11 protein-coding genes are annotated in these 13,497 nt (G+C 69.7%); 5 read left to right on the forward strand and 6 right to left on the reverse strand.

Features of this window, described 5'->3' with window-relative positions; all coding sequences use genetic code 11:
• Positions 1-112 precede the first annotated feature (112 nt).
• The 3 genes from QPK27_RS13870 to QPK27_RS13880 form a co-directional block, all read right to left on the reverse strand.
• Complete coding sequence (locus tag QPK27_RS13870; protein WP_290418837.1) at positions 113-976, reverse strand: Sir2 family NAD-dependent protein deacetylase; 864 nt, start codon at positions 974-976, stop codon at positions 113-115.
• Between the two features lie 11 nt (positions 977-987).
• The gene (locus tag QPK27_RS13875; RefSeq protein WP_290418838.1) at positions 988-1,512 is read right to left on the reverse strand and encodes an alpha/beta hydrolase; all 525 of its coding nucleotides are present in this window, start codon (positions 1,510-1,512) and stop codon (positions 988-990) included.
• Between the two features lie 84 nt (positions 1,513-1,596).
• Complete coding sequence (locus tag QPK27_RS13880; protein ID WP_290418839.1) at positions 1,597-2,679, reverse strand: DUF5694 domain-containing protein; 1,083 nt, start codon at positions 2,677-2,679, stop codon at positions 1,597-1,599.
• Positions 2,680-2,928: 249 nt separating this feature from the next.
• Here QPK27_RS13880 and QPK27_RS13885 point away from each other — a divergent pair, with 249 nt between their 5' ends.
• Complete coding sequence (locus QPK27_RS13885) at positions 2,929-3,804, forward strand: DUF4349 domain-containing protein (RefSeq protein WP_290418840.1); 876 nt, start codon at positions 2,929-2,931, stop codon at positions 3,802-3,804.
• 90 nt (positions 3,805-3,894) lie between these two features.
• Positions 3,895-4,053, forward strand: a complete 159-nt coding sequence (locus QPK27_RS13890; RefSeq protein ID WP_290418841.1) for a hypothetical protein — start codon at positions 3,895-3,897, stop codon at positions 4,051-4,053.
• Between the two features lie 28 nt (positions 4,054-4,081).
• On the opposite strand, the gene QPK27_RS13895 is transcribed toward QPK27_RS13890, so the two are convergent.
• Positions 4,082-5,266, reverse strand: coding sequence for an aminotransferase class V-fold PLP-dependent enzyme (locus tag QPK27_RS13895; RefSeq protein WP_290418842.1), 1,185 nt, complete (start codon positions 5,264-5,266; stop codon positions 4,082-4,084).
• 236 nt (positions 5,267-5,502) lie between these two features.
• Here QPK27_RS13895 and QPK27_RS13900 point away from each other — a divergent pair, with 236 nt between their 5' ends.
• A complete protein-coding gene (locus QPK27_RS13900; RefSeq protein ID WP_290418843.1) occupies positions 5,503-7,398 on the forward strand; it encodes an MFS transporter in 1,896 nt (631 codons plus the stop codon).
• A gap of 98 nt (positions 7,399-7,496) precedes the next feature.
• Complete coding sequence (locus QPK27_RS13905) at positions 7,497-10,064, forward strand: family 20 glycosylhydrolase (RefSeq protein ID WP_290418844.1); 2,568 nt, start codon at positions 7,497-7,499, stop codon at positions 10,062-10,064.
• Positions 10,065-10,285: 221 nt separating this feature from the next.
• Here QPK27_RS13905 and QPK27_RS13910 read toward each other — a convergent pair whose 3' ends face one another.
• Positions 10,286-11,044, reverse strand: coding sequence for a DUF1080 domain-containing protein (locus tag QPK27_RS13910; protein WP_290418845.1), 759 nt, complete (start codon positions 11,042-11,044; stop codon positions 10,286-10,288).
• A 108-nt stretch (positions 11,045-11,152) separates the two neighbouring features.
• Here QPK27_RS13910 and QPK27_RS13915 point away from each other — a divergent pair, with 108 nt between their 5' ends.
• Positions 11,153-12,766: an NAD(P)/FAD-dependent oxidoreductase gene (locus QPK27_RS13915; RefSeq protein WP_290418846.1), complete on the forward strand. Its 1,614-nt coding sequence runs from the start codon at positions 11,153-11,155 to the stop codon at positions 12,764-12,766.
• Here the strand turns inward: QPK27_RS13915 and QPK27_RS13920 are convergent.
• Positions 12,735-13,496 (reverse strand): DUF2135 domain-containing protein, encoded by a 762-nt coding sequence (locus QPK27_RS13920; protein ID WP_374047066.1) that lies wholly within the window; start codon positions 13,494-13,496, stop codon positions 12,735-12,737. The genes QPK27_RS13915 and QPK27_RS13920 overlap by 32 nt on opposite strands.
• Position 13,497 lies beyond the last annotated feature (1 nt).

Consider the following 13,497-nt stretch of genomic DNA (forward strand, 5'->3'; position numbering starts at 1 on the left):
ATCTGGAAGACGTCATCGTTCATGGAGCACGCCGGACCGGCGCCGCGCTTGCTGTCCTGTGAATGTTCGGGCAAGAAGGGGCGCAGTATATCCGGTTCGCAGATGTCGGTAACTAAAAACCGGCGTCGTCGATCGGCTTACCCAGCAGGCCGTCGATCGCCGCCAGCGTCGCCAGCGCGCCGCCGGCGATCCCGACCCCGGGCAGCTTGCCGACCTCCGGCGCGCGCGGGTTGATCCGCACCAGCGCGCCGCCATGGCGCAGCACCACGCGCTGCGAAAAGTGGCGCACGGTCGGGATATCGAGGCCGGCCCCGAGCTCGATCACCACCGGACGGCGCACCCCTTCGAGCCAGGCGCGGCAGCGTACGGCCTGCAGCGCGCGCCGCTCGTCGAGCCAGCCGTAGTCGCCGAACATCAGGATGTTGGGGCGGGCGATGGCGCCGCAGTGCGGGCAAGTCGGCACGGGGCCGAGCAGCCGGCAGTTCGCCTCGTCGACCGCCGGTTGCACCCCCGTGGCCGGCCACAGCATGGGCGAGCACGGCGTCAGGCACTGCAGCCGGTGGATCGAGCCGTGGCATTCGTCGATGCGCAGCGGGTCGAAGCCGGCCTTCTGGAACTGGCCATCGACGTTGCTGGTGAAGACGAACAGGCCATGGCGCCTGGCTTCGCCCCAGCGCCGCAGCAGCCCGTAGCCGGCGTGCGGCGCGGTGCGCCGGTACAGATCGAGCCGGTGGCCGTAGAATCCCCAGGCGCGGGCGGGATCGGCGAGGAAGGCGGCGGGCGAGGCGATGTCGGTGAATTCCGTGCCGGAGGCGGCCAGCGCCGGGTAGGCTTTCCAGAATCCGGTATTGCCGCGAAAGTCGGGCAGGCCGGAATCGACGCCCATGCCGGCGCCGGCAGCGATGACCAGGGCGTCGGCGTCGGCGATCAGCGCGGCGGCGCGCTCGATGGCGGCATCTAGCGATGCAAACGGCATGGGACGGTCTTTCACGAGGATGCCGAGGCAGGGTGCTCGCAGCGCGCCATGAAGGCGTCGAACAGCTGGCACAGGGTGTCGAGTTTCCGCTCGAGCCGGTGGCCGTCCTGCACCAGGTGCAGCGTGCAGCGCTGCAGCCGCGCATAGCGGATCGAGTGCTCGCACGGGATCACGTCGTCGTCCCAGCCGTGCACGATCGCGGTGTGGTCGGCCAGCAGCGGCGGGGCCTGGGTCGGATAGCCCGGCATGTACAGCGCCGGGGCGAGCAGGAACACGCCGTAGGCATCGACCCGCACCGACGCCTCGGCAGCGACCCAGCCGCCCATGCTCGAGCCGACCAGGATCAGCGGTTGTTCGAGGCCGGCGCAGGCGCTGCGCAGCTGCTGCGCCCGCAGCGCCGGATCGACCGTGTGCGAGTAGTCCAGGCTCGCCACGTCCCAGCCGTGACGGCGCGCCACCGTTGAGAGGGCGGCGATCTTTGTGCCATGCGGGCCACTCTCCTTGCCGTGCACGAAGTGCACCAGTCCCTTGCTCATTGTTGCGGTCTCCTTGATCGTTTGCAGGCGTGATGGTAGTCAGTGTACGGGACGGCGCGACAAGCGGCGTCGCGGCATGCCTGGCTACTCCAGCACCGGGCCGGCCGCGACCACCGTGACGTCGTGCATCTGGTGCAGGTAAGCCTCGAGATAACCCTTGTGGCTGGCGCCGACGATGACCAGGGTGCGGCTGCCCGGACGGTTGGCCATCGCTTCGCGGATGTTCGACGCCATGCGCAGGTTGCGCCGTTCCCAGGTGGCGACGTACAGACGCCCGAAACCCTGCGGCGACGGTTCGCCGAGCATCGGGCCGAAGTCGCTGTCGTAGACCAGCCTGGCGTGCGCCGGCGCGTTCAGCACCCGAAACAGCTGCAGCGCCTTGTCCGGGGTGTCGACGCTCGCATGCAGCCGCTCGTAGTCGCGCAGGCGGCGGGCGAAGACGGGATTGTCCCAGGCCTTGGCCAGCGCCGCGCCATAGCCGTCCAGGTGCGTGGGCGGCGCGTCGCCGATCGAGTGGTCGTCCATCGGCACCACGCGCTCATGCCCCAGCATGGCTGCTAGCGGCGCCGCGATCAGGATGTCTTCGCCGCGCGGGCCGCGGCCGAACTGGCGCTGGTCGAGCACGGCGACCAGCTTGTGGTCCAGGCCATCGCCGGCGCGGCGCTCGGTCGCGGGCAGGCGCAGCCACTGCACCAGGGCGGACACCGGTTCGCCGCCGGCCAGGAACAGGGCGGCCAGGCGGCGCCGCTGCGCGGGCGTCGGCGCGGCGGGCCAGTCGGCCAGCAGCTTGTCGATCTCGGCGGTCGCGGCCGGCACGTCGAGGCCGGTAGCGGCGCGCGCCGGGCTCGGGTCCCAGCGGCAGTAGCGTTCGGTGGTGCCGTCGTAGCGGCCGGGATACTGGCGCATGGTGGCGCACTCCGGCCCGGACAGGCTTTCGATCACGATGGCTTTCGGCGCCCAGGCAGCCAGTTTGCGCAGTACGCCATCCAGGCTGGCCGGCTGGAACGTGGCCGGCAGCTGCGCAAGGTGGGCGGTCGCCAGCACCAGCACTTCGTTCGGCTTGCCGTTCGGCGCGGCCTTGAGTGCGCCCGGGTCGAAACGTTGTGCGTACGCCGTTGCAGCGCACAGGGTCATTGCCAGGCAGGCGAGGGTGATGCGTCCGAACATGCTGTGAACCTTCTACAGGGGGTTAGTGTGACGGCGAGGATGCCGCGCCGGCCGATTGTGGCGCAGGCCCGGCCAACGGGCAAGCAGCAACCGATGCATACGTCACGCTGACGGTACGTGCTGATGCGAAGCGCAGAAAATGCTATCGTTTGTATGCAGGGGCTGGTAACCAATCGTCGCGGGACGATGCACGCCTGCCTTGCAGCGCTTTGCGCATCCCGACCGTTCACTCACAGACGACCCGCTCCCATGCCCATGCAAGCCGCCATCGACTACCTTGTCCACCTGTCCATCAGCCGGCGCGTAGTGCGGCCGCTCGTCATCGTCGCGATGCTGCCGCTTGCCGTGCTGGCCGGCTGTTCCAAGCCCCACGAGGTAGCGGGACCGGGCGAAAAACCGGCCGTGCAGGAGGGCGCCGCGCCACGCCAGCTGGCCTACGAGCATACGGTCGGCTTCGATGCGGAACCGGAGCGCCTGCCCGCGATCCACGCCACCGGCCTGGCCGCCTGCCGCGAGGCCGGCGCCGCCGCCTGCACCTTGCTCGAGTCGCGCATCGACAGCGAACCGAAGGCCGAGGCGGTGCTGACATTCCGTGCCCGGCCGCAGGTGATCCCGCGCCTGGTGGCGGCGATGGGCAACCAGGCCGAGCTCGCGCACCAATCCACCAGGGCCGAAGATCTGTCGGGGCCGATCGCGGATACGGGGCGGCGCCTGACCATGCTGCAGAACTACCGCGACCGGCTGGAAGACATGCGCAACAGGGCCGGCAACGACATCGACGCCCTGATCAAGGTGAATCAGGAACTGGCCGAAGTCCAGTCGCGGCTGGAGGAGGCCGACGGCATGCGCGCGGAGCTGGCGCAGCGGGTCGAGACCGAGCTCCTGAACGTGACGATCAGCGCCGAGCGCCACCGCCCGTTCTGGAAGCCGATCGGCCTGGCGCTGCGCGACTTCAGCGGCAACCTGGCCGAAGGCATTGCCTACGCCATCATGACGCTGCCTTACCTGTTGCCGTGGATTGTCATGATCGCGTTCGCCATCTGGGCGGTGCGGCGCTTGTGGCGTGCGGTGCGCCGCCGCGCGGCGGCGCGCCAGGCGCAACGTGCGACGGAGCAGGCTGGGTGAGGGCGTTGTCGTGCTGGAGCACTGTACGAGCAAGTCCTGGCGGCGCAAACCGTCGACGGCCCCGCCTATCACGAGCGCAGACACGATCCGATGGCGGGCCTGAACCTGCTGCGCGCCTACCTGGAACTGGGCCGGATCGAGGAGGGCGAAGCGCTGCTGGCGCGCATGCACGCGCTGGGCAACCCGACCATCAGGCAGCATCTCGATCAGTTCGCGCACGCCTTCGGGCGCCAGCGGGCCGGCGCCTGAGCGGGCGCGTCTCGCCACCGCAAGCGCGCTAGCCGAGCGCGACGCGCAGCTGCTGCAGCAGGTAGTCGACGTCGGCGGCGCCGGTATAGCGCCCGAGCGTGATGCGCAGCGCGCTGCGCGCCAGCGCGTCGTCCAGCCCGAGCGCGCGCAGCACGTACGACGGCGCGCTGCTGGCCGAATTGCAGGCCGAGCCGGCGGAGACGGCAATGTCGGGCAGCCGGTCGGCCAGCGCAGCGGCGCCGCCGCCGGCGAAACTGACGTTCAGGTTGTGCGGGATGCGCTGCTCCAGGTGTCCGTTGAAGCGCACCCCGGGCAGGGCTTCGATGCCGGCGCGCAGGCGCTCTTGCAGCAGCGCGATGCGCGCCGTCTCGCCCGCCATCTCGCGCTGCGCCAGCGCGCACGCTTCGCCCATGCCGACGATCTGGTGGCTGGCGAGCGTGCCCGAGCGCAGGCCGTTCTCGTGGCCGCCGCCGTCCATCTGCGCCTCCAGCGCCACGCCGCTCCTCACGTACAAGGCGCCGATGCCTTTCGGTCCATACAGCTTGTGCGCGCTGAGCGACAGCAAGTCGGCCCCGAGCTGGTCGACGTCGATCGCCAGCTTGCCGCCGGCCTGCGCCGCATCGACGTGCAGCAGCACGCCGCGCGCGCGGCAGATGCGGCCCAGGGCCGCGATCGGCTGGATCACGCCGATCTCGTTATTCACCATCATGACCGAAGCCAGGATGGTGTCGGGCCGCAGCGCCGCCTCGAAGGCGGCCGGGTCGAGCAGGCCGTCGGCTTGCGGCGCCAGGCAGGTGACTTCGAACCCTTCGGTTTCGAGCCGGCGCATGGTGTCCAGCACGGCCTTGTGCTCGGTGCTCATCGTGATCAGGTGCCGGCCCCTGGCCCGGTTGGCGTGGGCGGCGCCCTTCAGCGCCAGGTTGTTCGATTCGGTGGCGCCCGAGGTCCAGACGATGTCGGCGGCCGGTGCACCAATCAGCGCCGCGACCTGCCTGCGCGCGTGGGCCACGGCCAGCGCGGCGTCCTGGCCGAAGGCGTGCGAGGTGCTGGCCGGGTTGCCGAACTTCTCGGTCATGAATTCCAGCATGGCGCGTGCGACGCGCGGATCGACCGGCGTGGTGGCGGCGTAATCGAGGTAGATCGGCAGGGCAGGGGTGGTGTCCGGGCATCGACAGGATGCGGCGGGGCGGCTGGGCGTGAGGGTGTCGGTCATGGCGCGTCGGTCTCCATGGGCAAAAACCCACCTTAACCGCGTTCGCCACGAAACTGAACGACCAATATCGCACATCCATATCCGTTTTGTATGGACGCGCCGCGCAACGAGCGCTCCCGATTACTAAACATGTCGGTTTTGGCAACCCATCTGGTACGCATCTGGTATTCGTCTGGTACATTACCCGATCGCATCAATTGCCGGCAAACACCCATCCAGCGCTCCGAAGGCACGCCATGTCACACCATCACAAGCAACGCATGCACCTGCTGTTCCTCACCGCCATCTGCGGCCTCGGCGGCCTGCTGTACGGGATCGACATCGGCATCATCGACCCCGCCTTGCCCTACCTGCACCGCGCCACCAGCCTGACCGAGGGCCAGCTGTCGCTGGTGGTGGCGGCCGTGATGGGCGGCTCGATCCTGGGCTCGGTGGTGGCCGGCATGCTGGCCGACTGGCTCGGGCGGCGCCCGATGATGGTGGTCAGCGCGCTGCTGTTCGTCGGCAGCGTCACCCTGATCTACCTGTCGCAGTCGTTCGTGCCGCTGCTGCTGGGGCGCCTGCTGCAGGGCCTGAGCGGCGGCGTGATCGCGGTGGTGGTGCCGCTGTACCTGGCCGAGTGCCTGCCGGCCAGCCAGCGCGGACGCGGGCTGGCGCTGTTCCAGTTCGCGCTCACCGCCGGCATCGTGATCGCCGCCTTCATCGGCCACCATTACCTGAGCAACGCCGAGCTGGCGATCCAGGCCGCCGGCAGCGACGCCGTCGCGGTCGCGCGTGCCGCGGACACGGCCTGGCGCAGCATGTTCCTGGCGGTGCTGTACCCGGGCGCGCTGTTCCTGCTCGGTTGTTTCTTCGTGAGCGAATCGCCGCGCTGGCTGATGCTGCGCGGACGTTCGGACCAGGCGCGCGCGGTGCTGGCGCGCCTGCGCCCGCAGGAGCAGTGCGAGCGCGAAGTGGCCGAGATCGGCGCCGCGCTGGCCGAGGAACAGTCGCGTCCCAAACTTAGCCGCGGCGCGGCGCTGGCCGAGATGCTGACCGAGCGCCGCTACGTGCTGCCGTTCGTGCTGGCCTGCGTGATCCTGGGCTGCAACCAGGCCACCGGCATCAACTCGATCCTGCAGTTCATGTCGACCATCCTGCAGCACGCCGGCCTCGATCCGGTGAGCGCGGCCGGCTACGGCACCGCGATCAAGGTCCTGAACATGGTGATGACGGTGTTCGCCATCATGCTGGTCGAGCGCAAGGGCCGGGTGTTCCTGCTCAAGATCGGCACCGCCGGCATCATGGTGTCGCTGTGCCTGCTGGCGCTGCTGTTCCACCGCTTCGAATCGCAGCGCGTCGACGTGCGCGCCGAGGTGGCGGCGCAGGTAGCAGACAATGCGCTCGACCTGAACCTGGCCGACGCCCGCTTCGTGCAGCCGGGCGCGGGTCCGGTGCAGCTGACGGTGCTGTACCAGTACGGCGACAAGCAGCAGGTGGCCGAGGCGTATACGCCGACGCTTGACGCGCAGGCGGTGCTGGCGCGCGAGCAGGCGCTGGTGGCGACGCTGCCCGAGGACCAGCGCGCGCTGCTGGCACAGGCGCGCGCCGCCTGGAGCGGCCGCGCCGATGCTGCCGCTGCCGACGCCGCCCAGCAGATGATCGCCGGCTTGCCGGCGCAGGCGCGCGAAACGCTCGATGCCGCGCGCCGGGTCCACGTGGCGCAGCGCATCGACATCAGCGCCGCCGACGTCGCCAACGGCGCGCCGCTCGAGATCGTGCGCGCCAGCCTGGGGCCGATCCCCGACAAGGGCAGCGGGCTGCTGGCGGCGCTGGCCATCGCCGGCTTCATCGCCGCCTATTCGGTGGGGCCGGGCGTGTGCGTCTGGCTGGCCCTGTCCGAGCTGATGCCGACCCGGATCCGTTCGGTCGGCATGGGCGTGGCGCTGCTGATCAACCAGGGCACCGGCACCCTGATCGCCGGCGCCTTCCTGCCGATCGTGGGCAACTACGGCTTCCACATGATGTTCCTGTTCTGGACCGCCTGCACCGCCGTGTACTTCATCACCGCGACCTTCTTCCTGCCGGAGACCAAGGGCAAGTCGCTGGAAGAGATCGAGCGGTTGTTCGCCAGCCCCAGGGCGGCCAAGTGACACAATATCCGGGCGCATGACGCGCCCGGACAACCCGACGCGACGGCGCCGCGCGTTCGCGTAGAGCAGACCTGGAGAGAGATGTGGGAACAACCAAGATGACGACTGGCCGCAGCGCGGTGGCATCCACCGTGCTGGCGGCGCTGATGATGCTGGCGGCGCCGGTCGCGCTGGCCGAAAACCAGGCGCCGGTTGCCGCCGCTACCGCCGACGGCGCCGCCAACGGCGCCCGGCTGCAGCTGCGCTGGGAACTGCAGCGCAGGCCGGCGAACGACCAGCTGGTGCAGGGCGGCACGCCGGCGCGCTTCATCCTGACCAACGGAGATGGCAAGGCGCTGCCCGCCGCCGGCTGGTCGCTGTACTTCACCGGCATCGACCGCATGCCGGCCGGCGTGCAATCGAACGGCCTGGCGCTGGAGCAGGTCGCGGGCGGCTTCTTCCGCCTGCGTCCGACCCCGGCCTTTCAGGGGCTGGCGCCGGGACAGGCGGTGGAATTCGCCTACCGTCACGTCGACTCGGTATTCATGCCGTCACGCTCGCCGACCGGTCCGTATCTGGTGTACGACGCGGCGCCGGATGCCGGCGTGCCGCTGCAGTACGCGGTGACGCCGCTCACCGAGCCGGCCCAGCGCAAGGTCGGCAGCCCGCATTCGGCGGTGTCGCCGGAAGACACCTACTGGCGCAACGCGCGCGCCGAGCTGCTGCCTGCGGCCAGCGTGCCGCCAGTGCTGCCGACGCCATTGCAGCTGCAGCCAGGCGCCGGTCGTTTGACCCTGAGCGGGCGCCCGGTGATCAGCGCATCGAACGCGCTGGCCAACGAGAGCGCGCTGGCGCGCTCGCTGATGACTGCCAACCTGCCGGCCAGCCTGGCGGCCAGCGGCGGCCCGCAGCTGCGCCTGCGCGTTGGTTCCGTCGAGGGCCAGGCGTCGCCCGAAGCCTATCGCCTGGCGATCAGCGCGGCGGGCGGCATCGACATCGTCGGCAACAGCGCCGCCGGCGTGGCCCACGGCCTGCAGACGCTGCGCGACCTGATGCCGCTGCCGGGCGCCGCCACGCTCGACTTGCCGGAGCTGACGATCGTCGACGCGCCGCGCTTCGGCTACCGCGGCTTCATGCTCGACGTGGCGCGCAACTTCCATGGCAAGGAAACTGTGTTCAAGTGGATCGACCTGATGGCGCGCTTCAAGCTGAACAAATTCCACTTCCACCTGACCGACGACGAAGGCTGGCGCATCGAGATCGGCGGCCTGCCCGAGCTGACCACGGTCGGCGCCGTGCGCGGCCATAGCGCCAAGCCGGGCGTGCGCCTCGATCCGGCCTACGGCTCCGGCCCCGATCCGCGCGACCCGCGCGGCACCGGCCACTATACGCGCGCCGACTACCAGGAGATCGTGCGCTACGCCGCCGCGCGCCACATCGAGGTGATCCCAGAGATCGAGATGCCCGGCCATGCGCGCGCCGCGGTGCAGGCGATGCAGGCGCGCTACCAGCGCCTGAAGGCGGCCGGCAAGCCGGATGCCGCGCGCTACCTGCTCAACGACTTCGACGACAAGTCGGTGTACGTGTCGGCCCAGCTGTTCAACGACAACGTGATCAACCCGGGGCTGGAATCGAGCTACACCTTCATCGACCACGTGGTGAAGGAGATGGCGGCGCTGCACCGCGAGGCCGGCGTGCCGCTCAAGACCATCCACATGGGTGGCGACGAACTGGCCAACGGGGCCTGGGAGAAGTCGCCCGCCAGCCACGCGATGATGCGCAAGCACGGCCTGGAGAGCAGCGCCGACCTGTGGGATTATTTCTATGACCGGGTCGACGCCATCGTGCGCAAGCATGGATTGAGCACCGCGGGCTGGGAAGAGCTGGCCGCGCGCAAGACCCAGCTGGACGGCAAATCGAAGCTGATCCCGAATCCGCGCTTCACCCGCAACGGCTTCACCGCCTACGTCTGGAACAACACGGTCGGCCTCGAAGACCTGGCCTACCGCCTGGCCAACGCCGGCTACGACATCGTGCTTACGCCGGTGACGCGCATGTACTTCGACATGGCGCGCAACGCCAACCCCGAGGAGCACGGCGTCAACTGGGGCGCCTACGTCGACCTGGACACGGTGTACGACTTCATCCCGTTCGACATCATGAAGGATTCTCCCGAGTCGGCGCGCGCCGGCAAGGACCGCCTGACCGACTACGGCAAGCGCCGCGTGCGCGGCATCCAGGCCAACCTGTTCTCGGAAACCGTGCGCGATCCGGCGCGCCTCGACTACCTGGTGATGCCGCGCCTGGCGGCGCTGGCCGAGCGGGCGTGGGCGGCCGATCCGGCGTGGGCCAGCGCGCCGGACCCGGTCAAGGGCCAGGTGTTGCAGCGCCAGGCGTGGACGGGCTTCGTCAATGCGCTGGGCCAGCGCGTGCTGCCGCGCCTCGACCTGGATGGTTCGAACGTGGCCTATCGCATCGCACCGCCGGGACTGGTGCTGGACGGGGGCAGGGTGCTGGCCAACCATGTGCTGCCGGGGATGGTGCTGCGCTATACCAGCGACGGCAGCGATCCGACGGCCGCGAGCAAACGGGTAGATGGTCCGATCGTGGAGCGTGGCACGATCCGCGTGGCGGCGTTCGACCGTAACGGCAGGCGCGGGGCGGTCGCAACGATCGCGTCGAACTGACGGTGGATGCGTGCCCGCATGTCGGGCGCGCTTTGAAGCCACACGATGGGCATCCGCGCCCTCCAGAAAAGTAACTAACCAACAGAGATGCCAGGCCAACCTGAATTGGCACACGCTACGGGCCACGACGGCGACAGCGAGACATCATCGTGGCATCCAGGAAGAGCGCTTACCTGGAGCGGCGTGAGAATGCGCGGATTTTCGTGCAGCAAACGACCGTATTACAGCGGCCGCACCCAGATATTCCGGAAGCTCACCGCATCTCCATGGTCCTGCAGCCTGATCGGCGCAGGCCCGTGCTTGCGGTACGCCGGTTTGCCGGCATGCAGCGACTCTCCCCGCAGCGCCACGTGGTTCTGCACCAGCACGCCGTTGTGCAGCGCCGTCACATGGGCGGGCGACAGCAGCGCGCCGTCGTCGCCGAAGCGTGGCGCGGTCCAGATCACGTCGTAGGTCTGCCATTCGCCGGCTGCGGCGCAGGCGTTCACCAGCGGCGCGTACTGCTTGTAGATGCTGGCCGCCTGGCCGTTCACGTAGGTCTGGTTGTCGCCGCAGTCGAGGATCTGGAGCTCGTAGCCGTTGCCGGTGCCGGTCGACAGGAACAGGCCGCTGTTGCCGCGCCCCTGGCCGCTGCCGGTCAGCCTGGCCGGCAGGCGCCACTCGAGATGGAGTTGGTAGTCGGTGAACGTGCGCCGGGTCTGGATGTCGCCGCTGCCGCCACGCACGGTAAGCGCGCCGTCGGCCACGATCCAGCCGGCGGCTTTTGTTGGCGCTGCCGCCGAGACCCACTCGCGCGCGTCCTTGCCGTCGAACAGCACCAGCGCGTCCGACGGCGCGCGGCTCGTCGAACCCGGAACCACGCGTGCCGGCTCCGGCGTCCACACTTCCGTGCCTTTCGGATCCGGCGTGCCGCCGTCCTGCGCCGCTGCCGGCAGCGCGATCGACAATCCCACCATCACTACCCCCAGTTTCGACAGCATCGTATGCCCTCTGAATGACGTGGCGACGAGCATAACATGCAGGGCGCCGGATGTAGAATGGTCGTGCCTGTCGGATCATGGCGTTCAATCCTGCATGGGAGAACTGTGATGCGTGATGCAATCATCATCGGCGCCGGCCACAACGGCCTGGTAAGCGCGTTCTACCTGGCCCGCGGCGGGCTGAAGGTCACGGTACTGGAACGGCGTCCGGTGGTCGGCGGCGCCGCCGTCACCGAGGAGTTCCACCCGGGTTTTCGCAACTCGGTGGCGGCGTACACGGTCTCGCTGCTGCATCCCAGGGTGATCGGCGACATGGATCTTGGGCGGCATGGCCTGCGCATCGTCGAACGTCCCTTGGCCAACCTCCTGCCGCTGGACGACGGCCGCTACCTGAAGATCGGCGCCGGCAAGACGGCGACCGAGGTGGCGCGATTTTCGCCGCGCGACGCCGAGCGCCTCGAGGACTACCAGCGGCAGCTCGACGGCGCCGCCGAACTGCTGCGCGCCCTGGTGCTGCAAACGCCGCCGAACCGGGTCGAAGGCGGCTGGTTCGCCGTGCTGCCCGAACTGATCAAGGCCGGCCGGCTCGGCGGCCGCCTGGGCAAGCTGCCGCTGGCGACGCAGCGCGAGCTGCTCGACCTGTTCACCAAGTCGGCGGGCGACTACCTCGATGGCTGGTTCGAGAGCGACCCGATCAAGGCCGCCTACGGATTCGACAGCATCGTCGGCAACTACGCCAGTCCCTACACGCCCGGCTCGGCCTACGTGCTGCTGCATCACGTATTCGGCGAGGTCAATGGCAGGAAGGGCGCCTGGGGCCACGCCATCGGCGGCATGGGCGCGATCACGGCGGCGATGGCCAAGGCGGCGCAGGCGCGCGGCGTCGAGATCCGCACCGATTGCGCCGTCGCCGAGGTGCTGCTCGAGCGCGGCCGCGCGGCCGGCGTGGTGACCGAGCGCGGCGAACGGCTGGACGCGCGCGTGGTCGTATCGAACCTGAATCCGCGCCTGCTGTACACGCGGCTGGTCGATCCGGCCGCGCTGCCGGACGACTTCCTGCGCCGCATGCAGGCCTGGCGTTGCGGCTCCGGCACCTTTCGCATGAACGTGGCGCTGTCCGAACTGCCGGACTTTCGCTGCTTGCCCGGCACGCAGGCGGCCGAGCACCACGGCAGCGGCATCATCATCGCCCCCAGCCTGCAGTACATGGAGCGCGCCTACCACGACGCGCGCGCGCATGGCTGGTCGCGCCAGCCGGTCGTCGAGATGCTGATCCCGTCGACGCTCGACACCACCCTGGCGCCGCCCGGCTGCCACGTGGCCAGCCTGTTCTGCCAGCACGTGGCGCCGCAGCTGCCGGACGGGGCGAGCTGGGACGCGCATCGCGACAGCGTGGCCGACCTGATGATCGACACGGTCGACCGTCACGCGCCCAATTTCAGGCGCTCGGTGCTGGGCCGCCAGATCATGAGCCCGCTCGACCTGGAGCGCACCTTCGGCCTGGTCGGCGGCGATATCTTCCACGGCGCGCTGGGCCTGGACCAGCTGTTCTCGGCGCGCCCGATGCTCGGCCACGCCGACTATCGCGGCCCGGTGCCGGGCCTGTACACCTGCGGCGCCGGCGCCCACCCCGGCGGCGGCGTCACCGGCGCGCCGGGCCACAACGCCGCGCGCGAAGTGCTGCGCGACGTCACTGGAAGACGAAACTCCGGATCAGCGTGAGTTCGCCGGGCGCGCGCATCGGCACGCGGAAGGTCTGCTTCTTCTCGCGCGGCGTATTCTCGTGCGCGATCACCGTCACCTGGGCCAGCGTCACGATGGCCTGCTCCTGCCCACCGCCGAAATAATTGACGTACACGTGGTAGTTGCCCGGCGCCGGCGCGGCGCTGGAGAAGATCTCCGGCCCGTAGCCGGTGGTGACGTCGACGTCGAGCGCGCCGCCGTTGGGCATGACCCGCTGTCCGTACCACGCGTGCGCGCCGTCCGGCCCGATCACGTGCAGGTCGAGGTCCGTGCCCGGCGTATCCCACGACAGCACCACCCGCAGGCGCGCCTGGGTCTTGCCCGCATAGGTGTCGAAGAACTGGGCGCGGGCGGCGCCCTGGCCGCCGGGCGCGCGCACCTCGACGTTGTTGGCGCCGCTGCCGAAGCCGTACGGCCGCTCGAACGAGCCGTCCTCGTGCACTTCGATCGGCATCGCCGTGCCGTTCACGATCAAGGTAGCGGGCCGCTCTTTCTTCGCCTCGGCGATGCTGCCGCGGATCTGTGCGCTTTCGCTCTGGCCGGGCTGCAGGCTGACCGAGGACGCCGGATAGTTCACCGGCTGGGTGTAGCTGGCACGGTCGCCTTCCGAGCTGCGCCAACCGCCTTTCGGCGTGTCGATCCGCACCTGCGCACCGGCCATGCCGGCGGCGCAGCAGAGGACGTAGACCAGAACGCGGGCGAATGTCATG

The sequence above is a fragment of the Massilia sp. YIM B02443 genome (genome assembly GCF_030411955.1).
Lineage (GTDB): Bacteria > Pseudomonadota > Gammaproteobacteria > Burkholderiales > Burkholderiaceae_D > Telluria.

What these genes read in the sequence shown, in the direction of transcription:
- QPK27_RS13870 (WP_290418837.1), bottom strand. Translation starts at nt 976, where the DNA reads ATGCCGTTTGCATCGCTAGATGCCGCCATCGAGCGCGCCGCCGCGCTG.
- QPK27_RS13875 (WP_290418838.1), bottom strand. Translation starts at nt 1,512, where the DNA reads ATGAGCAAGGGACTGGTGCACTTCGTGCACGGCAAGGAGAGTGGCCCG.
- QPK27_RS13880 (WP_290418839.1), bottom strand. Translation starts at nt 2,679, where the DNA reads ATGTTCGGACGCATCACCCTCGCCTGCCTGGCAATGACCCTGTGCGCT.
- QPK27_RS13885 (WP_290418840.1), top strand. Translation starts at nt 2,929, where the DNA reads ATGCCCATGCAAGCCGCCATCGACTACCTTGTCCACCTGTCCATCAGC.
- QPK27_RS13890 (WP_290418841.1), top strand. Translation starts at nt 3,895, where the DNA reads ATGGCGGGCCTGAACCTGCTGCGCGCCTACCTGGAACTGGGCCGGATC.
- QPK27_RS13895 (WP_290418842.1), bottom strand. Translation starts at nt 5,266, where the DNA reads ATGACCGACACCCTCACGCCCAGCCGCCCCGCCGCATCCTGTCGATGC.
- QPK27_RS13900 (WP_290418843.1), top strand. Translation starts at nt 5,503, where the DNA reads ATGTCACACCATCACAAGCAACGCATGCACCTGCTGTTCCTCACCGCC.
- QPK27_RS13905 (WP_290418844.1), top strand. Translation starts at nt 7,497, where the DNA reads ATGACGACTGGCCGCAGCGCGGTGGCATCCACCGTGCTGGCGGCGCTG.
- QPK27_RS13910 (WP_290418845.1), bottom strand. Translation starts at nt 11,044, where the DNA reads ATGCTGTCGAAACTGGGGGTAGTGATGGTGGGATTGTCGATCGCGCTG.
- QPK27_RS13915 (WP_290418846.1), top strand. Translation starts at nt 11,153, where the DNA reads ATGCGTGATGCAATCATCATCGGCGCCGGCCACAACGGCCTGGTAAGC.
- QPK27_RS13920 (WP_374047066.1), bottom strand. Translation starts at nt 13,496, where the DNA reads ATGACATTCGCCCGCGTTCTGGTCTACGTCCTCTGCTGCGCCGCCGGC.